General features: G+C 64.3%; 14 protein-coding genes and 2 tRNA genes. 4 read left to right on the top strand and 12 right to left on the bottom strand.

Going from position 1 to position 20,822, the window contains the following annotated elements; translation table 11 throughout:
• Window positions 1–139: 139 nt before the first annotated feature.
• Together QRN25_RS05250 and QRN25_RS05245 are read right to left on the bottom strand one after the other, a co-directional pair.
• Complete coding sequence (locus tag QRN25_RS05250; protein WP_285017814.1) at window positions 140–898, bottom strand: GntR family transcriptional regulator; 759 nt, start codon at window positions 896–898, stop codon at window positions 140–142.
• A gap of 48 nt (window positions 899–946) precedes the next feature.
• Window positions 947–1,750 (bottom strand): sugar phosphate isomerase/epimerase family protein, encoded by an 804-nt coding sequence (locus QRN25_RS05245; RefSeq protein ID WP_285017813.1) that lies wholly within the window; start codon window positions 1,748–1,750, stop codon window positions 947–949.
• Window positions 1,751–1,948: 198 nt separating this feature from the next.
• Here QRN25_RS05245 and QRN25_RS05240 point away from each other — a divergent pair, with 198 nt between their 5' ends.
• Entirely contained in the window at window positions 1,949–3,094 is a 1,146-nt protein-coding gene (locus QRN25_RS05240) for a sulfotransferase family protein (protein ID WP_285017812.1), read from the top strand.
• Between the two features lie 179 nt (window positions 3,095–3,273).
• Window positions 3,274–5,385, top strand: coding sequence for a hypothetical protein (locus QRN25_RS05235; RefSeq protein WP_285017811.1), 2,112 nt, complete (start codon window positions 3,274–3,276; stop codon window positions 5,383–5,385).
• 118 nt (window positions 5,386–5,503) lie between these two features.
• Here the strand turns inward: QRN25_RS05235 and QRN25_RS05230 are convergent, their stop codons facing one another.
• The 6 genes from QRN25_RS05230 to QRN25_RS05205 form a co-directional block, all read right to left on the bottom strand.
• Complete coding sequence (locus QRN25_RS05230; RefSeq protein WP_285017810.1) at window positions 5,504–8,254, bottom strand: TonB-dependent receptor domain-containing protein; 2,751 nt, start codon at window positions 8,252–8,254, stop codon at window positions 5,504–5,506.
• Between the two features lie 76 nt (window positions 8,255–8,330).
• Window positions 8,331–10,034, bottom strand: a complete 1,704-nt coding sequence (locus QRN25_RS05225) for a class I adenylate-forming enzyme family protein (protein ID WP_285017809.1) — start codon at window positions 10,032–10,034, stop codon at window positions 8,331–8,333.
• 13 nt (window positions 10,035–10,047) lie between these two features.
• Window positions 10,048–11,235 (bottom strand): MaoC family dehydratase, encoded by a 1,188-nt coding sequence (locus QRN25_RS05220; RefSeq protein WP_285017808.1) that lies wholly within the window; start codon window positions 11,233–11,235, stop codon window positions 10,048–10,050.
• Window positions 11,236–11,939: 704 nt separating this feature from the next.
• Window positions 11,940–13,385 carry a PstS family phosphate ABC transporter substrate-binding protein gene (locus QRN25_RS05215; RefSeq protein ID WP_285017807.1) on the bottom strand — a complete coding sequence of 482 codons (1,446 nt, stop codon included), beginning with the start codon at window positions 13,383–13,385 and terminating at the stop codon, window positions 11,940–11,942.
• Window positions 13,382–14,113: a hypothetical protein gene (locus QRN25_RS05210; protein ID WP_285017806.1), complete on the bottom strand. Its 732-nt coding sequence runs from the start codon at window positions 14,111–14,113 to the stop codon at window positions 13,382–13,384. Before QRN25_RS05210 ends, QRN25_RS05215 begins: the two co-directional genes overlap by 4 nt.
• 2 nt (window positions 14,114–14,115) lie before the next feature.
• The gene (locus QRN25_RS05205) at window positions 14,116–16,254 is read right to left on the bottom strand and encodes a TonB-dependent siderophore receptor (protein WP_285017805.1); all 2,139 of its coding nucleotides are present in this window, start codon (window positions 16,252–16,254) and stop codon (window positions 14,116–14,118) included.
• A gap of 392 nt (window positions 16,255–16,646) precedes the next feature.
• Between QRN25_RS05205 and QRN25_RS26440 the strand changes: the two genes are divergently transcribed.
• Window positions 16,647–16,808, top strand: coding sequence for an AlpA family phage regulatory protein (locus QRN25_RS26440; RefSeq protein ID WP_502910418.1), 162 nt, complete (start codon window positions 16,647–16,649; stop codon window positions 16,806–16,808).
• Between the two features lie 115 nt (window positions 16,809–16,923).
• Here QRN25_RS26440 and QRN25_RS05200 read toward each other — a convergent pair.
• From QRN25_RS05200 to QRN25_RS05185, 4 genes are all read right to left on the bottom strand, one after another.
• Window positions 16,924–17,000, bottom strand: a tRNA-Pro gene (locus QRN25_RS05200).
• Window positions 17,001–17,046: 46 nt separating this feature from the next.
• Window positions 17,047–17,122: transfer RNA gene (locus tag QRN25_RS05195), tRNA-Ile, on the bottom strand.
• A gap of 80 nt (window positions 17,123–17,202) precedes the next feature.
• The gene (locus QRN25_RS05190; protein ID WP_285017803.1) at window positions 17,203–18,207 is read right to left on the bottom strand and encodes a polysaccharide deacetylase family protein; all 1,005 of its coding nucleotides are present in this window, start codon (window positions 18,205–18,207) and stop codon (window positions 17,203–17,205) included.
• A gap of 34 nt (window positions 18,208–18,241) precedes the next feature.
• The gene (locus QRN25_RS05185; RefSeq protein ID WP_271184264.1) at window positions 18,242–20,098 is read right to left on the bottom strand and encodes a sensor histidine kinase family protein; all 1,857 of its coding nucleotides are present in this window, start codon (window positions 20,096–20,098) and stop codon (window positions 18,242–18,244) included.
• 253 nt (window positions 20,099–20,351) lie between these two features.
• Between QRN25_RS05185 and QRN25_RS05180 the strand changes: the two genes are divergently transcribed.
• Complete coding sequence (locus tag QRN25_RS05180) at window positions 20,352–20,816, top strand: Lrp/AsnC family transcriptional regulator (RefSeq protein ID WP_008828388.1); 465 nt, start codon at window positions 20,352–20,354, stop codon at window positions 20,814–20,816.
• Window positions 20,817–20,822 lie beyond the last annotated feature (6 nt).

Here is a 20,822-nt window from a genome sequence, read left to right as displayed (position 1 = left end):
AGCGGGTCAGTACAACGCTCAAGCGATATGCGCGGCTGGGCGGCGAGATTTCATCCACCATTCGCCGCTACACCCATTGGATGCATCATCGATCGGCTGCGGAATAAAGGGTTCTTAATTTGCATCCCGCCACCGCACGTTATCCGCGTTGCCCGGTAGACGCTGACGTATCAGCGGCTAGCGCGACGAAGCGGCGCTTCAGGCGCGAATGCCAGATCTTGCGGCTCAGCTGCGCGCCGAGCACCGCAAGTTCGCCGTCACCGAGGCCAATCGCGGTAAGTTCGAGCAGTTTCGCGTTCCGCCACTCGCGCACGAACACGCGATGCTCGGCGCTGTCGTTGTCCTCGATCGGCTCTGCGAACCGCCGGCGGGAGAAGGCGGAATTGATATCGAAGATGAGCTTGATGTATTCGCTCTGCGCCAGCGCGAAGATCGCATCCTGCGTCTCGCGTTCGAGCACCCTGACCGCATCGAAGGTGGCCTCATCCTTGAGCGCCGCGATCTTTTCCTTCAGGCGGCTGCATGTCGGCTCGATCACCTGAGGATCGCGGCTTGCGGCCTTGCGTACCGCTTCCACCCACAGCGCCGAGGCAAGCACGGTCACGTCGCTGGGTTCCATGTCGAGCGTCTCGAGATACGCGCTGACAGTGGCTTCGATCGTGTCGGCGTCCGGGCGTGCGCTGAAGTACCCGCCGTTCATGCCGCGCCGCACGCGCAGCAGGCCTTCACGTTCCAGCAGGCGGGCGACCTGACGCACCGTGGCGCGCGCACAACCCAGCTGGACGATGAGCGCCTCTTCGCTCCCGAGAAGCGTGCCCTCCGGACTGGCGAGCGAAATTTCGCGAAGGCGTTCCGCGGCGACTTCCAGGGGGGTACGGGTTTTGGCGGCGATGCTCATGGATGCATCTCAAGCACAGAACGCGCGCGGCGGTCCAGTGCGCGTGTTTCAGAACAGGGCACGGACCTGCCGCATCGCCCGTCCGGCGTAGTCTTCAAGGCTGGCGATATCCGGTGCCTCGATCCGGTTTGGCGCTTCGAGACAGACCGGGACATGCGGGGGAAGGGCAGCCGCGAGGGCCTTCAGGGGGAGTTGCCCTTCGCCGGGAAGGGATCGCTCGAAGCACGCCTCTTCCATGTACGGCTTGCCGGGGCCTACCATTGCCGCATCGGACATCTGCACGCGTCCCAGAAGCTGGGGATCAAGCTGCGCGACCTGTTCCGCGCTGTTGCCGCAGCGAAACAGGTGCATGGCGTCGATGATCAGCTTGGCGTGCGGCGATCCCAGCGCGTCCAGTGCGCCCAAAGCGTGCTGAAGGCCGGGAAAGGCGTGAGGAGGGGCAAATTCGAGATAGAGGCCGAGACCGCGATCATGGGTCATCGACGCCAGTATCGCCAATTCGTCCATGGCGCGCGCCGGGTCCGTTTCGATGGCCACCGTGCCGACTGCGACCACACCCATTTCACCCATGAAGTCGAGATCCTTGTCGAGCGCGGCAACAGAGGAGCCCGGGCGGATCGCAAACCCCTCGCCGAGCGACAGGCATATCCCTTTGTCATCGGCCCGCTGCACCACTTCGAGCCGCGCGGATCGTGCATCGCGCAGCGACCATGGTGCGAATTGCGGGAGGCGCCACGGGACCGGGGCAAGGCCAATGGAGATGTGCCCGCAGCCAAGTCGCGCCGCCAGATCGATGTGATCCCCGGGAGGCATTCCGAAAACCGTTTGTGAATCGATTCCAAGCCGGTTCATGCCCTTAATTCCTCGTTGCCTCGCCGATGGATTTGGGCTCATCGCATTGCAAAGGCCACAATACAGGATACTTTTCGGGAGTGTGGCTAGACGATATCGCCACGATGATGCGAACATTTCTTCTAAAGTATGCTCAATGGTCGCATGCTCCCGGGAATGCCGGTGCTATGGGCACCCATACCAGGAAGACGGTGAGAGATGCGGGCTGAGGATATCGTCGCGGCAGCGGGTAAGCTGACCGGGTTGAACGAGTTTGGAGATCCTGCGATTCTGGATGGCCTGACGGTGCTCCTGAACGCCTATGAGCAGGAAGCCAGGTTCACCGAAACGGGCATGAAGCGGTCCGTGGACGCGCTGGTGTCGGCCATGGCCAACAGGATGCGGGTCGAGGACTGGCTGGCTAGTCACCCCGAACTTCTGGATCGTCCGGTCGAAAAGCCTCTCTTCGTATTCGGGCTGCCGCGAACCGGTACGACTCTGGCGATCAACCTTCTCGAAGCGGATCCCGCCCGTCGGTCGTTCCTGCGGTGGGAGGCATTCGACTCGGTGCCTCCGCCGCGCCCCGACGAACTGCACGCCGGACCCCGTTTCGATGCCTGTCACGTGAAAACCCAGCAGGGCCTTCAATTCGCCCCGCAGATCGCCGCGATCCACTACGAGGATGCCGATAGTCCGACCGAATGCCAGTTCGCGATGGCCGCCTCGTTCTGCGCCCAGATATTCGATTCCCAGGCCGACATCCCCAGCTATCATCGCTGGTTCCTCCACCAGGCCGACTACGGCCCCGCGTTCCGCTACGAGAAGCGCCTGTTGCAGCTTCTTCAGGCGGAATCTCCGGGGCGCTGGACGCTCAAGAACCCGTGGCATCCCCTGTTCCTCGATGCGCTCACGGTGGAATTTCCTGACGCGCAGCTCGTCATGACCCATCGCGATCCTGTGGAGGTCGTTGGCTCGGCATGCAGCCTGCTCAAGGAAGTGCGGCGCATGTACAGCGACCAGGTCGACCTCAGGGCCATCGGCGAGAACCTGATGGACACATTCGACCTCATGATCGCACGGGTGAACGACTACCGAGAGCGGCACGGCGCTGACGCGGTCTTCGATGTGCAGTACCGCGAGCTTGTGCGCGATCCCCTCGCGTCGATCGAGTCCATCTACCGCCGCTTCGACGAGCCCCTGACACCGGCCGCGCGCACGGCCATGGAGGCCTACCTCGCCCGTAACCCCAAGGGCAAGCACGGTTCTCACAAGTATGATCTGGCCGAGTACGGCCTGAGCCAGGAAGGCGTTCGCCGCCATTTCCGGGATTACATCGAGCAGTATCAGATCGCCGTCCGCGCCTGAACGCCCCCCAAATAGAAATGCGAGGGCGGGGCCCCCGCTTATTCGCGTGGACGATGCAGTTCAGTTTTGCGCCCCGCCTTGGCGCCTACACTATCCGAGGATCGAAACAAAAACACGGCAGGGGAGAGAAAATGGGACGTTCAGCCAGAGTTCGTTCGCGATGCGGTCTGGGTACGGCGATGTGCATCGTCACCGGACTGCTTTTGACTGCCGGTGCCATTCCGGGCGAAGCTGCATCTCCGGCGCCAGAGGCGATTGCCTGGCCTGAAGCCGTTCCGCCGGGAGCGGCCGCCGATCCCCTTTTCACGAAACCCTATATCGACATCGACGAATGGCGCGATTCACCGGTGCGGCACCGTTACGTGCACGGCGGCTTTACCGGCACCGACATGCGCTTTTCCTTCTACTTCCCGCCCAAGGAAAAGTACGAAGGACGCTTCTTCGAATACGTCACTCCGGTGCCGGACAGCGAGAACCTCGCGCAGAAGGACACGCGCGATGGCGGAGGCAACATCGGTTTCGCGGTGAACCACGGAGGCTATTACATCGAGACCAACGGCGGCGGGGCCAGCGCCAACTCGGGGCCCGCTTATGCGACCGACCCGACCATCGGGGCCTACCGGGCCAATGCGGCTGCAGCCCAATTCTCCCGCGTCGTCGCCGCCAGGATGTACGGGGGCAAGCGCCCCTTCGGCTATATCTGGGGCGGCAGCGGCGGCGCCTATCGAACCGTAGGCAGCATCGAGAACACGGCCGGCATCTGGGACGGGGCGGTTCCCTTCGTCATGGGTTCGACGATGGCGACGCCGTACAATTTCACCGCGCCGCTCTACGCCTATCGGGTCCTGGGAGACAAACTGCCCGGCATCATCGACGCCTTCGACGTCGGTGGAACGGGGGACCCGTACAAGGGGCTGGACGCCGAGCAGCGTTCGGCGCTTCGGGAGATCCTGGACTTCGGTTATCCCTTGCCCGAGCTGCGTGCTCTCGCCCGCGGCTATGTCGGCGCTTTTCCGGTGCTTTATCCGGGCATGCTCGCGGCCGACCCGACCTACTTCACCGACTTCTGGACCAAGCCCGGCTATGAAGGGTTCGATCCGCCCAAGTCCTTGCGCGACGCCCGTATCCAGCAAAAGGCGAAAGTCGTGCGGCTCATCATGGCGGCCGATGCGAACCGGCTCGGGATCACGCTCAAGCCGCAGATGGGCCAAGCGCAGGGCACGGCGGAGCTTGCCTGGCAGGCGCTCCTTGGTCCGGGAGGCAGCGAACTGCCGGTCGCCATCGAACTTGACGCCGTTCCGCAACGTGACTTCGGCAGCGCGGCCGACCTGAAGGTCAACAGCGGCGCAGCGGCGGGAGCGCTGCTTCGGCTGCAGCGCGTCGATGGGAAGATCGTCGTCCTGCAGAGCAACGATCCGACTGTTCTTGCCAAGCTTGCCACCGGGGACGAAGTGCAGATCGACAACTCGAACTGGCTGGCCGCGCAGACTTATCACCGGCATCAGGTCCCGACCCCGGACTTCTACACCTGGATCCAGTATCGCGGCCCGGACGGCAAACCGTTAGGGCCTCAGCGGCCCAAGCTGCTCGGTCCCCAGTTCGCCATGGGGGCGGCAGGCTCCGTGCCCACCGGCAGGATCGGCGCGAAGGTCATTCTCGTCGAAAATCTCTCGGACACTGCGGCATGGCCGTGGGGTGCGGACTGGTATCGTACCAAGGTAGGCGAGCACCTCGGCGCGAAGGCCGGCGACGCCTTCCGGGTCTGGTTCACCGAGCATGCCGAACATGGCGGTCAGGGCAGCGCCGAGCTGGTAACTTTCACCGGCGTGCTGCAGCAGGCGCTGCTCGACGTTAGCGCGTGGGTGGAAAAGGGCATCGCACCGGCGTCGAGCACTGCCTATTCTATCAAGGACGGACAGGTCATCGTGCCGCCGACGGCGGCGGCGCGGCTGGGCATTCAGCCCGTGGTCGCGCTGCGGGCCAATGGCGGCCTGCGCGCCGAGGTCGCCGCCGGAAAGCCGGTCACCCTGACCGCCGATGCCCGCCTTCCAAAAGGTACTGGCCGCATCGTCGGCGGGGAGTGGGATTTCGAGGGGAAGGGCAGTTTCAGCGATCCAGCGGTTCTCGAGCTTCGCAAAGACGGGAGCGCCGCGGTGAGTGTCACTCACGCTTTCGTGGTGCCGGGGACCTATTTCGTGGGACTGCACGTGACGGCCCAGCGGGAAGTGGAAGCCGGAAGCCCGTATGGGCGGATCATGAACCTCGGCCGGGTTCGTGTCGTGGTGAAGTAGCCTCGACGCGCCACCTTTTCCGACCAAACAAGAACGGCTCCGGGGAAGACCCCGGAGCCGCATTTTTTCGTCCTGCCCGGTCGGGGCCGGACCAGTGGCCCGGCCTCGCCGCGCACGGTCAGAAGTTCTTGCGCACGCCGAACTGCACGATGCGGCCGATGGAGAAGGCGGAACCCTGGGTCGCGTCGTAACCCAGCCCCGTCGCGCTGCGGAACTCGGGGGGGGCGACGTCGAACAGGTTCTGGACGTTCAGCGTGAACGACAGGTTGCTCGTCAGGACCGAGTCGGACTTCACGTCGTACTTGAAGAACAGGTTGATGGCGTCGAACGCGGATATCTTGGTCTGGCCGAACTCGACCGTGCCGCGCTTGTAGCCGGAGGTGTGGTTCCAGGTGACCTGTGCGCGAAGGCCACCAATCGTCGTTCCCAGAGTGCCCTGCATACGGAACACGGGCGTATTGAACGCCAGGTCGTCCGCGATCGGGAGCGATGGCAGCGCACGGGACTTCTGCGACAGGCGATAGTTGCCCGATGCGCTCGCATCGAACGAGGCGAAGCTGGTGTCGAGCACGTAGTTGGCGCTGAAGTCGATGCCATCGAGCTTCGCGGTCCCGAGGTTACGCGACCGGGTATCGAGCGAAACCAGGACGGGCGTGGTGACCCCGCCCGCGGTGATCAGCGCCTGAGAGGTCGAGGTGGGGTTGGCGACCGTGAAGTTGAAGTTGGCCGGATTGAACTGCGTCAGATAGGCGGCCAGTTCCTGACCGGTGGGCCGCACCGAATAGAGCTGCGGGAAGTTGGCATAGTAGTCGGTGAGGTCGGCGCTGGTCACCGGCCGGCCGATCGTGCCGGACAGGTCGATGTTGTAGTAGCTGGCGTTGAGGGTGAGCCCCGGCACGAACGGCGGCTCGATTTCCAGTCCGGCGGACCAGTTGGTCGCCTTCTGGGGCTGCAGGCCGGGGGCCGTGCCGGACACGAAGAGACCGACCTCGCCGGGCGCTGCGGTCACGCCGGGCGGCGTGCGCAGGAACGCAGCAGGCACCGTCGCGACCGCCGATGCCAGAACGCCAAGCTGGTCGACAGGTGATGGTGCGGTGAAGGACTTGCCCCAGTTGCCGCGGATCGCGATCCATTCGACGGGGCGCAGCGTGGCGGCGAACTTGGGATTGAAGGTGTCGCCGAAGTCGCTGTACTTGTCGTAGCGGGCCGACGCGGATAGCGACAGCTCGTTGAGGAACGACATTTCGTTACTGCTGCCGACGATCGGCACTTGCAGTTCGCCGAAGACGGAATCGACCTTCTGCGTGTAGCTGGTGGGGTCCTGGAAGGCGTAAGTGGTGGCGTTGGTCGTGCGCCGCTGGAAATTGTCCTGCATGTGTTCGTAGCCCACGGCAGCCTTGACCGAGCCGCCCGGGAGGGCGAACAGCGGGCCGTTGGCGATCGCGCGATAATCGAACAATTCGTTGCGTCCCACGCCCTCGGCGTAACGCAGCAGGCTGGCGGCCGTGGCCGGGCTGGCGGCGCCCACGTCATAGGGGTTCAATGCCCCGGACGCGAGTGCGCTGGCCTGCGCGGTCGTGCTGATCTGCGCGTTGCGGAACGAGGTGGTGGCGATCCCGTAGCTGAACAGGCCGCTCAGTTCCCAGTCGGAGCCGAGTTCGATCGAGATCGACGGCGCGACGCGCCATGTTTCCAGATTGGTTTCCTGCGTGGCGGAGCGAGCGCCGAACAGGGGGCTATAGTCGTACCGAACGACTTGCGGCAGGCCGGTGTTGGCATCGCCGGTGGGGCGGTAATACGGCGATGCGGCGGTCAGCGTCGCTTGCCCTGTGGCTCCGGTGCTCAGAGCGCCGGTCCCCAGCGTGCCGCCTACGGCCTCGATGGCGCGGTTCGCATAGAGCGCGGTCACGTCGAAACGAACCGAGTCCGACAGACGCTGGTTCAAACGGGCGAAGACCGTGTGCAGCGTCGCGGTGGGATAGATGGCAACCGTGTCCGAGAAGTCGCAGACATTGGGGCCACCGGCCGCCAGTCCGGCGCCCGACGGCACGTAGGTTGCCGTGCCGACGCTGACGTTCGGAGCGGCGCAGTTGCGCCCGGTCGGCACCTTGGTGTCCCAGTTGATCTGCTTAACCCAGTCCCGGTCCGAACCATAGACGCTGTCATGGTGCGAATAGCCGTAGGCGACGTAGAAACCGCCCGAGCCCCAATCCTTGCCTGCCATCGCACTGGCATCGACCGACTTGTAATTTTCGCCCAGGCCGTAGCGGGCGTCGACCTGAAGGCCGTTGAAGCGGTCGCGGGTGACGAAGTTCAGCACGCCGCCGAGAGCGTCCGAGCCGTAGACGGCCGAGCCGCCATCGGTCATGGCCTCGACGCGCGCGATGACGCCGGGCGCGATGATGTCGGGATCGACCGCAACCTGCTGGATGCCTGCACCGACCACACGCTGGCCGTCGAACAGCACGAGCGTCTGGGCGCCGCCGCTGGTGTTGGCGCCGGGCAGGTTGCGCAGGTTCGGACGGTTGATCGGATTGGAGGCGTTCGCTCCGGCCTGGGGCGACACACCGGCGGGCAGGGCGTTGAAGAAGTTACCCACTTGCGGAACGCTGGCGAGAACCTGGCTCGTCGATGCGGCGCCGGTCGCGGTGACCTGTTCGCTGGTGACGCCGATGACGTTGTTGCCCGCCGGTGCGATGCCGCGGATGAGAGTTCCGGTCACCACGATCGGCTCCGACGTGATCTGGTCGGCCGAGGTGTCCTCGGCGGGCGGCGCTTTCTCCTGCGCCGCCGCCATGCCCGGAATCAGGGCGATCCCTGCCACGCCGATCGCAAAACGCCACGCGGCGCGCTTCTTATCGAATTTCATCATATTATCCTCCCCTTCTTGGTTGAAAACCATCGCCCGCCGGCTCTTTCCGACCGATCGGGCGCAACACGAATTGTCAGGTCTGCATGGCAAGCCTTTCTGCCGCGACCCGGCGCAGCTCGCTTGTCTTGATCTTGTTGCTGCCGGTGACGGCCAGATCCTCGGGCGCGAAAAACAGTACCCGGCGTGGAACCTTGTAGCTGGCCAGCCGGGTTCGGGCGTGGGACCGCAGGTCTTCCTCGCTGACCTGCGCGCGCTCGTGAAGGGCGACGCAGGACACCACGATCTCACCCAGCGTATCGTGCGGTACGCCGACCGTCTGGGCGGCCTTGACGCCTGCGCATTCGCGGATGACCTCGTCGATCTCCAGCGGGGAGACGTTGGCCCCCCCGGTCTTGATGATGTCGTTCAGCCGGCCTTCCCAGTGCAGCCGTCCGGCATCGTCGAGCCACCCGCCGTCTCCGGTGCGCAGGAAGCCGTCCGCGTCGAGCGTGTCGGCAAGGGGCACGCCGAGGTAGCCAAGCATGAGCGTCGGCCCCTTGACCGCCAGTTCTCCGCGTTCGCCCAGCGGCATGGTCCGGCCGTTCAGAGGATCGACGATCTTGAGGATATTGCCCGGCAAGGGCAGCCCATGGCTTTCCGCCGCTTCTTCCCGCGACGTCTGGGCAGGGTAGGCGGCGCTGAGCGTGAAGGTCTCGGTGTTGCCATAGCAATGCCGTGGCTCGATCCAGTCGACCTCGACCGTCGGATGCCGGGCGATCGGCGAGGTCTCGTCGACATAGACCAGCGAGGACAGATCGACTTCGGCCCAGTTCGGTGCGGCGATCAGTTGCTCCCACTGATGCGGCCAGGCGAAGAGGAACTGAACTTTGTGGGCCTCCATCAGCGCCAGCGCCTCGGCAGGCTGGAACGTGGACTGCAGAACGATGGTGCCGCCTTTCGCGAGCGTGCCGCCCACGATCATCGCGAAGTTGCCGGACCAGAAGAAGCCATTCGCGGTCCAGCTGCGGACGCCATCGCTCAGTCCTTGCTGCGGCCCCATGCGCCACATCTGCAAGGTCACCCCGCGATGCGAGGATACGATGCCCTTGGGAAGCGCGGTGGACCCTGAGGAAAAGAACAGCACGCCGGCATCGGCCGGAGAGACCGCAGCGGCACGCGCGGCAATACTCGCCTCCGCGATCGCGTTGCCCGCCGCGAGGAAAGCGGACCAGTCCTGCACCGCTCCGCAGGCTCCGTCGCCGACCATGACCAGCGTCTTGAGAAAGGGAAAGCGCAGCGAGGCGAAGCTATGCGGCGTGGCCTCGGTAACCCGGGTATCGAGTTCGGCCAGTGCCGCCAGGAAGTCCTTCTTGAGCACGGTGCGCTCGAACAGCAGTGTAGAGATCGCCGATTTCTCGATGAGGTAACCAAGCTCGGCGGCCGTCGAGAAAGTTCCGATCGGCGCGGCGACACCTCCGGCGAGCGCGATGCCGAAAGTGGCGGACAGGAATTCCGGCCGGTTCGTCATCAGAACGCCGACCCGCTCGCCGTGCGCAAGCCCACAGGCGACGAGCGCTTTGGCCACCGCATTGGCTTCCCGCCAGAGGTCCGCATAGGACCAGCGCTCGGTCGTGCCATCCGGCCGGGAATGGATCAGGGCCTCGCGGCTGCAATATTGCGCTGTAACTTCGCGCAGGAAGCCCCCGAGCGTCAGTGCGCCCAGACCGGTCTCGTCGCCGAGCGGCAGACCGCAGGAGACGGACAGGGCCTGATCGGCTATGAAGCGATGCTGAGTCACGGCGTCGATCCGGTCAGTAGGGAAGCTGGATTTCGTTGACCGAAGTGACGACCGTCTTGCCGTCCTGGTTGGTCATCCGCACCTCGATCCGCACTACCGGAAAGCCCCATTCCGAATCCGCGATCTTCTCGACCACTTCACCCTCGATCCAGGTGACGTCGCCTTCGAACGCAGGACCGCGGAACTCGGACTTGGCGTGGCGGACCATGCCATCGTGACCGGCCCAGAACGCCAGGTAGTCGGTGTTCCACGCGGCCATCGTAGCGCCGTAGCCGTAAGCACGGTGCATCCCGATCTCGCTCGCCCGGCTGTCGTCGATGTGGCCGCGCGATGGACCGAGGTAGAGCCCGTCACGCAGGCGCGGATCAATCATCGCGCCTTCCTCGTCGAAGCTGAACCCGTCGATCCAGCCCATGTCCTGATTGACCCAGCAGTCGGGCACGCCATCCACGCCCTGCCAGTAGAAGCTGCCCCAGATGTTGAATACGAAAGCGCGGTATTCGGTGGTGAAGCTCGCGATCGAGTGCGGGCCGATCACCCGGCGCGGCAGCTTGTCGCCTACCGCGACGTCCTCGAAATGCGGTGACTTGCCGTCGCGATTGGAAAGGAACCAGTCGCGCCGCACCTGGTCGATTTCCGCCAGTTCCGCCTGCGTCCATTTGTGCGGTGTGCCTGCGGTGGAGGCATACATGCCCCGCTTTTCGGCCTCCTTGGCGAGATAGCGGATCACGGTAGGGCAGGATTTGGCGATGAGGTCGCCGCGCTGGTTGCGATGGATCGTGTCGCCGCGCTGGAACAGGGTCGGACCGGCGAACTTGGTGTCGGTCAGCTTGTAGCCGGTGAAGATCCGCTCATGGCTGATCTGGTCGCCGGGCCGGACGTTCACGCCGTACCACCACCATTCCTCGCCGCCGAAGATCATGTGCTGGCCATCGATCCGGCCCACGCAGGCCTGATTGTTGCCGTGCCCGTAATCGAGTGCGACCAGCATGGATTGCGGTGCGATTATGTCCCCGAATTTGGACGCCGCCGCAAATCGCTGGTCCCAGTGGATCGGGTTGACGTAGTCCATCGCCATGACCCAGCGGCGGATGTCCGTCTTGTTGCATGGCTCCCACAGCTCGCCGCCGCCGACCTGGTGACCAAGTCGCCACTCGACGTCGCTGATATCCATTTCGATCCTGGGATCCGCTTCGGCCATGTCCCGCTCCTCCTCGCGAAACCATGCACGGCAGGGCAGGCCTGCAACGTCGCTGGTTCGTCGTTGACGGGCATAGTCGCGCAATCAGACGCGTATGGCTTGACCTATCAGGACAAAGTTCCCCTTGCCGTTGCAGACTTAGGCGCCGCGCGCAGTTGTGAAGGCTATTGCCCGGACCAGCGACGGCAGCTTCGCGAGAAGACGGCCTTTTCCGCGAAGGCCAGCTTTTCAGATATGCCCCTGAAATCCAGCCGGGTTTTCCGCAGATAATAAAGAGACAGATCGCGGTGCAGGTCGTCCTTCACGTCCTGAAACGTTGTCCCTTCATCCTTGAGGCGGCGGCGCAACGTACGATGATGAATATTGAGGGCATGCGCCCCATCGCCGCTTGCGCAGTCGCGGTGGGTGAGCCGGCAGATAGTTAAAGATACTGTCGCACTTGCTCTGGTATGCGCGAGTGGAGGAGGTTAATTAATTTCGATATGACAAAATGTGGGAAAGTATTGTGAGAACCATTAGCCATAATACTGTTGATTATTGACCAATTCGAGCGGATCGGGAAAGCAAGGAAACAGTATTTCGATATGAAGATGCCGTATGATCCTTGATAATCGAACGAAGATAAGATCGGCGATCCATGCTTGCTACCTTACTCACCTGGCGCACAGTTGACAGCTTTCACCTGCTCACAGAAAGATTTCCGCTTACAAGGTATCAACTCGGCGCCTCTCGGCAGCGAGGTCCCGCCTGTCGAGCGGCACATAGCCATCATCTTCTGACATATGGTGTGCGATGATAGCCTGCCCTTCCACAGAGAGCATGAACCGCAACAGGCCTTTGATTTCCGGATTGATCGACTTGCCCGGCGCCTTGTCGATGTAGATGTTGAGGAAATAGGATATCGGCCAGGCGCCCCGGTCCGCGCCCTCTTGAGGCAGGACGTAAGGGCCGCCGTCGCGTGCGGACAGCGGCAGGACTCGCACGCCTTCCGGTGCCTCGCCCGCGTCGATCCATGTCGCATAGCCGATGCCGTGAGGGTCTGCCGCGACGGCGGCGAGGATCGCCTTTCCGCTCGGCATCGCCTGGTAGCGGGCGCTGAACGGCAGCCCGTCGAGCTTCGAGGCGCGCATGGCCGAGCCGAACCCGCCATCGTCGCGCGCAGCGTAGACGTGGATCGCACCAGCCGCGGCGCCCAGATTCGACCAGTCGGCAATGTCGCCGCCCGGTGCTCCGGCCGCGAAGACGCGCTTCACTTGCGCCATCGATAGTCCGGCAAGCGGGTTGCTCGCGTTGACGTAGATCGCGGGCGGCGTCTTGCCGTTCGCGCGGGGACCGTGGCTGGCATAGGCGATGCGGATGCGCACCGGATCGTAGCCCTTCATCTGCCGGAAGCCGTCGAGGTCGTTCTCCCACAGCTCACGGCCCATCGGCGCGAAGATCGTGGTTCCGGCCGTCAGCGCAGGCATCGCGGTGGAGGAGCCGCGCAAGTCGGCGGTGAACCGCACCTTGGGCGCGTGGCGCGCGTAAGCGGCGAGGATGTCGGGCATGATCGTCGTCAGCGTATCGCTGCCGATGATCGACAGGCTGCCGTCCGGGGCGACGTAGCCCGCCGCGCGCCGCGGGATCGTGATCCCGTGCAGCCTTGCGATCCGTTCCCGGGCATCGGTCAGTGCGTCGTCGTCGAGGGGCTTGTACATCGCCAGCGCCGCCTTCAGCCGCGCCTGCCCATCGTCCGAGAACAGCCCCTGCAGCGCCGGCTTCACCCGCTCATCGACGGCGCCGTCCCTGTCGCAGCGGGCGTAGAGGTAGAGTCCCTGCATCACCGGCACCGCCAGCGGCAGGCCGCCGGAAAAGCGGCGCACGGCGGCACGCTCGATCACGGTCATCTCGCGCGGGATCACGGCGAGCGCGATGGTCCCTTGCGTCAGCAGCGGCATCGCTCCGGAAGGTCCGACGATGCGGGGGGACAGGCCGCTGGCTGCCGCTGCGATGGCACCGGCTTCCGGGCCGCCGCCGACAGCGAGGGCGCCGTCCGCCAATACGTAGCGCGCCAGCAGCGGCTGTGCCTCGGGAATGGGGCCGCTGTCCTGCGCCGATGCGGAGCCCGTGAGCAGGGCGGCTGCCAGCGCGAGGCCGAGCGCGCGCCTCACTTCTTCACCTTGCACACTTTCGCGCCCGCGCGCGCCCACCTGATCGCGGCGTCGAACAGCTTGCGACCGGTATCGGTCATGCGGGTGAAGCTGTTGTTCTCCATGCCGATGAACACGCGGCGCGCCGGGGCAAGGTGGTCGTGGTCCATCGTCGCGCCCGCCTCGTAGCCGAACAGGGTCGCCTTGTCCGGCTCTCCGGGCCAGGTCATGATGACGTCGGCGCCGAGCCCGGGCTTGCCCCAGCCTGCGGGCGTGCGCGCCTCGGTCCAGGTGCCAAGGCCCGCCGGAATGCCCGCCGCCATCGGATGCGGCGCGCGCACCAGCCAGAAGTAGTGGCCGGTCTCCAGTTCGCCGAAGTCGGTGTCGCGGCGCAGCCCGGTCATCCACAAGTCGTCGAGAAGGTCGTTCTCCCAGGTCACCAGCGGCACGCCCATGTCGCGCCATCGCGCGATCATGGGGCGGTTGGCGGTGAACTGGTTGGAGCGCACCGTCGAGGACATGACGACAAGGTCGAACCCGCAAGGGTCCGGCGCGCCGTCCAGCCCCTCGCTGGTGGTGACGGCATAGCCCATCGCCTCCAGTCGCGCCTTGACCGCCGGGTCGGCCGAACCGCCGGGGGGATCGGCGCGCATCAGGAACAGCACCTTGCCGGCATCCGCCGCCAAGGCCGGGGCGGGAGCCGTGCCAATGGCCAGCGCCAGCAGCGCGGCGGCGAATGCCTTGGTCATCCTCAGAACCCTCCGCTCAGGCCGACGAGGAAGCTGCGGCCCTCGCCCGGCGTGATCTGCGCGCGGGAGACGGTGCTGGCGATGTAGTACTCGTTGGTGATGTTCTTGACGTTCACCGTCAGGCGCACCTTGTCGGCCAGCTTGTACCACAGGCTGCTGTCGAAGCGGGTGTAGCCGCCAACCGAGAAGGTGTTCTCCAGATTGCCCATGCGGTTGCTCGCCGCAACCACGCCGCCGCCGAGGCCGAAGCGGCTCAGCGGGCCGTCCACCGGCTCCAGCGTCACCCACAGGCTGCCGCTCCACTTGGGCACGCCGATCAGCTTGTTGCCCTTTGCGTAGTCGGTGGAGGAGCGCACGGTGGCGTCGGTATAGGCGCCGTTGGCGATGACCTTGACGCTCGGCGTGATCGCGCCGGACATGTCGAACTCGACACCCTGCGAGCGCTGGACGCCCGCGTTGATGTTGTAGCCGACGTTGTTGGGGTCCTGCTGCGTCACGTTCTCACGCTTCAGCTGGTAGACCGACAGCGTGGAGGCAAGGCGGCCGCCGAACAGTTCAGCCTTGATGCCGGCCTCGTACTGCTTGCCCTTTTCCGGATCGATCGGCTTGCCGTCGATGGTCGGTTCGGGCTTGGACTGGAACGAGCGGGTGAAGTCGGCGAACAGCGAGACGTTCGGCACCGGCTTGAACACCACGCCCACGCGCGGCGACCATGCCTTGTCGTCCGAGGCGTACTGGGTGGTGCCATGGTCCGACTGCTGGGCGTGGTCGTAGCGCACGCCGGCCAGCAGGTTGACATGCTCGCCGATGTCGATTTGGTCCTGCAGGTAGCCCGACAGCGACTTCGATTTCACCTCGCGGTCGGCGGCGGATACCCACGTACCCGGCTGCGCCCCGTAGACCGGATCGTCGATGTCGATCGCGGCCAGCGTGGCGCGTTCGAATGTGCGGAAGCGGTAGGACTTCACGTATTCGCCGCCGAACACCACGGTGTGCTTGATGCCGCCGGTCGCGAAGCGCGCGACCATGTCGGCCTGTGCATCGTAGTTGTGGTTCTGCTCGTGCTGCTGGACGGCGGTGCGGGTGATGGTGCGCGCGCCGGTGGTGGCATTGACCGCGACGGTGTTGCCGTAGTTGATGCCGAACAGGTCGAGCTTGCCCTCGTCGTAATGGCCGATCTGGCGGACGGTCAGCCAGTCCGCCAGTTCATGCTCGATGCGGTAGTTGAACTCGTAGCGGCTGGATTCGGTGGTCGCCCACTCTTCGCCCAGGAACCGGTCGCGCGGGAGGTTGACGACGAGATCGCCGTCGGCGTCGGCAGTGGCGACGATGCCGCGATCGGTCTGGTTCTTCTGGTGTGCATACGTCAGGCTGGCGATGACGCGGGTGCGGTCGGTCGGCTGCCACAGCACCGAGCCGGACAGGAACTGGCGGCGGTAGGGCTGGAACACGTCGCGGAAGGTGTCGCCGGTCTGCGCGGCGGCGATGAAGCGCACGGCCAGCGTCCTGGCGGCATCGACCGGACCGGTCACGTCCACCTGCCCGCGCATGAAGTCGTTGCTGCCGCCCTGCACGGAGAAGTTCATCCCCCGCTCGAAGCGCGGCTGCTTGGTGACGATGTTGATCAGGCCGCCCGGATCGCCGCGGCCGTAGAGCACAGAGGCCGGACCCTTGAGCACTTCGATGCGCTCCACGTTGGCAAGGTCGCGGTAGCTGTCGTTGGTCTCGATCGCCGGGCTGAGCATGATCGAATCGATGGCGTAGTAGGAAGAGCGGAAACCGCGGATGGTGAAGCTCTCCGACCGATTACCCGCGTCGGTGCCAGCCTGAATGCCGCTGACGTTGCGCAGCGCGCTGGTGAGATCGAGGATCTGCTGATCGTCGATGACGTCGCGCGGCACGAACTGGATCGACTGCGGCACGTCCATGATGCTGGTGCCGGTGCGCGTGGCGGTGGTCAACTGGTCGACCTTGTAATCCTTGCTGCGCGCGCCGAGTACGGTGATTTCCGAGGAGCTGACGTCCTGCGGCGCGCCGTCGGCGGCGGCTTCTTCGGCGCATACGGGCGCGGCGTTAGCGATAGCCAGAACAAGCGCAAGTCCGCTCGCCCCGGCGCTAAGGCGGGAATGGGTATGATACATTATGTGGTGCTCCCCGAGGGTGATCTCGATTGTGCGGCGCACATATTGCTACTGCGAATTGATTGCAAGGTTTTAGAGGTGCCGTCGGGAGGCTGGGAGGCACGGCTGTGGAACCTGATTGACAGACTCGTCGATCTGTTCAAGCACCACCGAGTACGCCAACTACTTCAGCTCTAGCGGATATGCCCGGAATGAGTGGGGACCGCTCCAGTGGCTCGTACACCGAACTTCCCTCATAACAGTGGATATAAGCTGAGATTTTTATATCATTTTAGAACTAGCGACGGTCATCAATTGACGTTGAGTATATTTGCTTCCGCTTGCTGCTGTTATTCAAGCTGTAAGAATTTATCTTCGAAGGAGTTGGCGTCTATCGCCGAACACGAAGGAGGTTGCGCTATGGATGCAGGTGCGCAGACCGTTTGCTCAGGCTTCCCCCTGTTCTCGAGCGTATGGGAATGTCTCGTAGCACGCTCTACACAAAAATGGAGGCGACCACATTTCCCGCAGCGCTATCGGATATCGGCGCGCTGCAGTGCGTGGGGAGAAAGTGACGACGAAATTGGCAGCACTCACTGTTTCCTGCCCAGCGGCCATGGTTGGCCTTGCAAGCCACCGGAAGTTTAGGACAATTTGGAGCGGTATGAGCTGCGCTGAGACGTTATGAGTTGGTCGGGGAGACAGGATTCGAACCTGCGACATCTTGCTCCCAAAGCAAGCGCGCTACCGGACTGCGCCACTCCCCGACCTGGGGTTGTCGATGCTGCTGCCGGAAAGGCAGCAACCGGCGAATGGTGGGCCCGGCAGGATTCGAACCCGCGACCTAGCCGTTATGAGCGGCCAGCTCTAACCGCTGAGCTACAGGCCCCCGTGCCGGACCCGACCCCATCGACGATGGCCGGGTGCCAAGCCCGTTAGCTTGGCAATGCGTATGACGCAAGCGCGGTTCTATCCGCGTTGCACGCTGTTCATGATTTCATGCACACTTGTCGGCTTCACACCTCGTCGCGCGAGGTGCGTGAACAGTGTGCGCCACCAGTCGTAGAGCGCGTCGAGATCTGCTTCGCTTCGCACATAGGGCGTGTGGCCAGTAGCCAGCGACGGGCTGTGGAACGAGAACACAAGTACCGGTAGGCCCTCATCGATGGCGATATCGACGCCGCGCAGTGCTTCCTCCGCGGTGATGCCCTCAGGCGTTAGGGGGATGCGTTCCAGCAGGCCTGCGCGCGCGAGGACACCGCGCATTGTCGGGGCGCGCCACAAGTGCGGGTAGATGACATTGCCGACCTGCCGCAACGGCCCCCAATATACGGTGGTGAGCGGCAATTCGAGAAGTTCGCGCTCCTTGCCGACCCAGTAGGGGTGGAGCGGATGCTCGCGATAATTGGGGCCGCCGGTACCGCTATAGTCGAAGCGCGCCCGTACCGAGGTATCGATGGCTATGCCGCATTCGAGAAGGATTTCTGCCGTGCGCGTGCCGAGGCCGTAGCGGCCGGCGCGGTAGATGCGCGGGGGCGTGCCGAAGGCGCTTTCGATCCGGTCACGCAGGGTGTGCAGCTTTTCGCGTTCCAGTTCGAAGGGCAGATTACCCGCGTAGCTGTTGAGTTCGTTGACATCCTCGACGAACGGCGGGTTTACCCAAGGGTGAAGCTGGACGCCGACTTCGGCACGCCCAGATAAAACCGCATCGCCGATCGCTTCGGGGGCGCAGGCGGAATCCGCGACCGGCCAGTCGATGAGGTAGGACGGGACAACACCGAACCCTTCGCAGAATTGCTGGAATTTGCGCAGGGCGGGTACGGCGACGACGCTGTGCGCCTTGCGGTCGAGCGGAGCCGACCAGTCGAATTCCTCTTCGGTATCGACGGTGACGATGAAGCGCTGGCCAAAGTCGTGGCAGAATGCGGCGAAGGCCTGCCTGCCGGGCGGCTGCAGAAGGTTCGGAACTGGCAAAAAGTCTTTCCCTCTGCGTCGCATCACCAAGGGATTACTGCGAAAAAGTTGCCGAAGTGCTATTGTGTGTGGCCCGCTCGGTCAAGGTAGGCAGCGACAGGTGAAGGTTGTTTGTTACACGTTGCAGCGAGCCGCCGGCCGCCGCGGCTTCTGCTGCGGCAAGGCGCAGAGTGAAGCCAATACCGAACATGCCTGCAGCAAGCGATTGGCCGCGTTCGCCGGCGACAGGATCAAAAAGCGCTTCCGGCGCGCGCTCGGCCAGAACCGCGGGCAGCGCAACTGAAAGCTCGATCATCGCAGATTTTGGATCGGTACGTTGATTCCAGCGCAAGTCGAGCGTTTCACCCGGTAGAGTCGATCCGGCGAGGGCGGCGAACAGCCGCCAAACCAGTCGTTCCACTTCGGGCCGGGCTATGCGCACCGGCAATGTCGTTGCCGAGGGATCGGCGAGCATCGAAAACCCACTGCCGCGCGGCTCGGTCCAGGCACGCAGGCGCACGATGGTCTGGGCAAGTACCCGAGCAAGATCGCACTCGCCGTCCTCGAGCCGCATCGCACCCGATTCGAGCTTCACCAGCCGGTCGAGTTCCTCGAAGCCAGCCAGAATATGCGCGCAGTCGCCGGCGATGGCGGCCGCCAGCGCGCGGTACTCGTGCGGGGCCGGGCCGTAGAGTTGCTGCTGAATGATCTCGGCCGCTACCTGGATTGCATTGGCGGGCGTGCGTAACTCGTGAAGAACTTCGCGCATGCGATCGGCCTCTGCATGAGCGGCGACCGGCGCTGCGAGAGCTTCCGCAGGGGCAGCAAGGCGACGAAGGCGGCCGCAGTATCCGGCGAAGCGGCCATGTTCGAAGCGGGCGATGGCATCGATTTGCCAAGGGCCGCTAACTGCAGGCGCACCGGTGATGATGATTCGGGTCTCGCGCAGAGGCAGGCAGTGCTCCATGGCATGAGATATCTGCGCGGCTTGCGGATCATGCGTGCCGAGCGAAAGTCCGACCACGGACGGCGCATGTGGGCCATCCGCCCAGTCGATGCGTCCTTCAAGCCCGGTGGTGAAGTCGATGGCGGTAGCAAGTCGCTGGGTTGCGAGGATGGTCGTGTCGCCCAGCGGCAGGCGTGGCGAATCTGCATGGATTTCGGGCGGCCCCTTGGCCTCGCGAGCCTTTCGAAATTCCTCGATGCGCCGGACGATCGCCCCGATTCCAGCTTCGCGAGGGCTGGACGCGGGGGCGGTGGCGACCTTGTGCTGCAGGTCCTTGTGCTGCTGAGCTGCTCGCGCGCGGGCCCATTCGCTCAAGGAAGTCGGCGGTGGCGGCGCATCCGCCATATCGAGTAGTTCAAGTACATCATCCGACATGTCCTGATCGACGGCGATGTTGCCCGTGGGTCGCTGGAGGCGCGATTGGGGCTCTGGCAGAGAATCCTCCGGATGTGGGTCGGCCGGGCCCGCAGGCAGCCCGCGATCGTACACGCCGAGTTGTTCCAGCAGAGCATTGACCCGTGGCGACAAGTCGCGGCGGTGGCGCAGGATGCCGCGAGCGCGGACCGGAAGGCGCGGGATGAGTCCGAGCCACGCCGCATCATCGAGGTCCGCAGAGGCAATCCCGGCGCAGGCGACGTCGGGTTCGGCGTCGGCCAACCATTTCAGCAGCCGCGGGTTCGTCATCGGCTGCAACGGCCCACGAAGCAGTCTTACGCGCTCGGCCGCGGGAAGTTCTCTGCCGAGTTGATCGAGCCGAGCGTAGGCGGCTTCGACCGTCTCGCCCGTCTCCTGCGAATCGGTCGCACGTCCGAGAATGTCGATGAGCTGCCTGAACTGGATCCGCGCGAGACTGTCCCCCGAGGACGGGAGGCGCAGGACCGTGGCAAGGCGATCGTCGAAATGCATTCCATCTCCAGACGCGAAAGGCGCGCCTCGGGTTACGTGGCAGATTCGGTCCTATGCCCGCGTGATGTTTACCATAAGGAAAACACCGGGTCGCTTTTTCGTAGCAAAGTGCGTCGGGATCGAAAGAGCCGAGTTTCGGCCGTTGCAAAGCGGGACGATTACGCTATGGGCTAATAATATTACGGCGCGCTCGCATTTTCGATGTAGATGTTGCAACAAGGCGAAGCGAGAGGCGTGTGCCTGGGGAATTTGAATGATCAATCTCGATGAAATCGACCGTCGCCTGCTGGCGGAATTGCAGGCGGAAGGTCGCATCACCAATGTTGAACTCGCCCAGCGCGTGGGTCTGACCGCGCCGCCGTGCCTGCGCCGCGTGCGCAGCCTCGAGGAAGCGGGCGTGATCCAGGGCTATCACGCCGATCTCGACGCGTCGAAGCTGGGCTTCACGATCACCGTCTTCGCGCTGGTCAGCCTCAAGAGCCAGGCCGAGGAATCGCTGCGCGCCTTCGAGGACCACATGAAGGGCCTGCCCGAAGTGCGTGAGTGCCACATGCTCAACGGCGAAATCGACTTCATCCTGAAGATCGTCAGCCGCGATCTGCAGAGCTTCCAGGAATTCCTCACCAGCAAGCTGACGCCCGCGCCCAACGTGGACAGCGTCAAGACCTCGCTGACGATCCGCACCGCCAAGAGCATCCCGGGCGTTCCGCTGGGCTGAGGTTGG

Source organism: Novosphingobium sp. fls2-241-R2A-195 (genome assembly GCF_030209485.1).
GTDB lineage: Bacteria > Pseudomonadota > Alphaproteobacteria > Sphingomonadales > Sphingomonadaceae > Novosphingobium > Novosphingobium resinovorum.
Note: the sequence above shows the minus strand (reverse complement) of the source record. Positions and strands in the feature narration are given on the sequence as shown.

What these genes read in the sequence shown, in the direction of transcription:
- QRN25_RS05220 (WP_285017808.1), bottom strand. Translation starts at nt 11,235, where the DNA reads ATGGCCGAAGCGGATCCCAGGATCGAAATGGATATCAGCGACGTCGAG.
- QRN25_RS05240 (WP_285017812.1), top strand. Translation starts at nt 1,949, where the DNA reads ATGCGGGCTGAGGATATCGTCGCGGCAGCGGGTAAGCTGACCGGGTTG.
- QRN25_RS05210 (WP_285017806.1), bottom strand. Translation starts at nt 14,113, where the DNA reads ATGACCAAGGCATTCGCCGCCGCGCTGCTGGCGCTGGCCATTGGCACG.
- QRN25_RS05250 (WP_285017814.1), bottom strand. Translation starts at nt 898, where the DNA reads ATGAGCATCGCCGCCAAAACCCGTACCCCCCTGGAAGTCGCCGCGGAA.
- QRN25_RS05235 (WP_285017811.1), top strand. Translation starts at nt 3,274, where the DNA reads ATGTGCATCGTCACCGGACTGCTTTTGACTGCCGGTGCCATTCCGGGC.
- QRN25_RS05185 (WP_271184264.1), bottom strand. Translation starts at nt 20,098, where the DNA reads ATGCATTTCGACGATCGCCTTGCCACGGTCCTGCGCCTCCCGTCCTCG.
- QRN25_RS05205 (WP_285017805.1), bottom strand. Translation starts at nt 16,254, where the DNA reads ATGTATCATACCCATTCCCGCCTTAGCGCCGGGGCGAGCGGACTTGCG.
- QRN25_RS05245 (WP_285017813.1), bottom strand. Translation starts at nt 1,750, where the DNA reads ATGAACCGGCTTGGAATCGATTCACAAACGGTTTTCGGAATGCCTCCC.
- QRN25_RS05230 (WP_285017810.1), bottom strand. Translation starts at nt 8,254, where the DNA reads ATGAAATTCGATAAGAAGCGCGCCGCGTGGCGTTTTGCGATCGGCGTG.
- QRN25_RS05180 (WP_008828388.1), top strand. Translation starts at nt 20,352, where the DNA reads ATGATCAATCTCGATGAAATCGACCGTCGCCTGCTGGCGGAATTGCAG.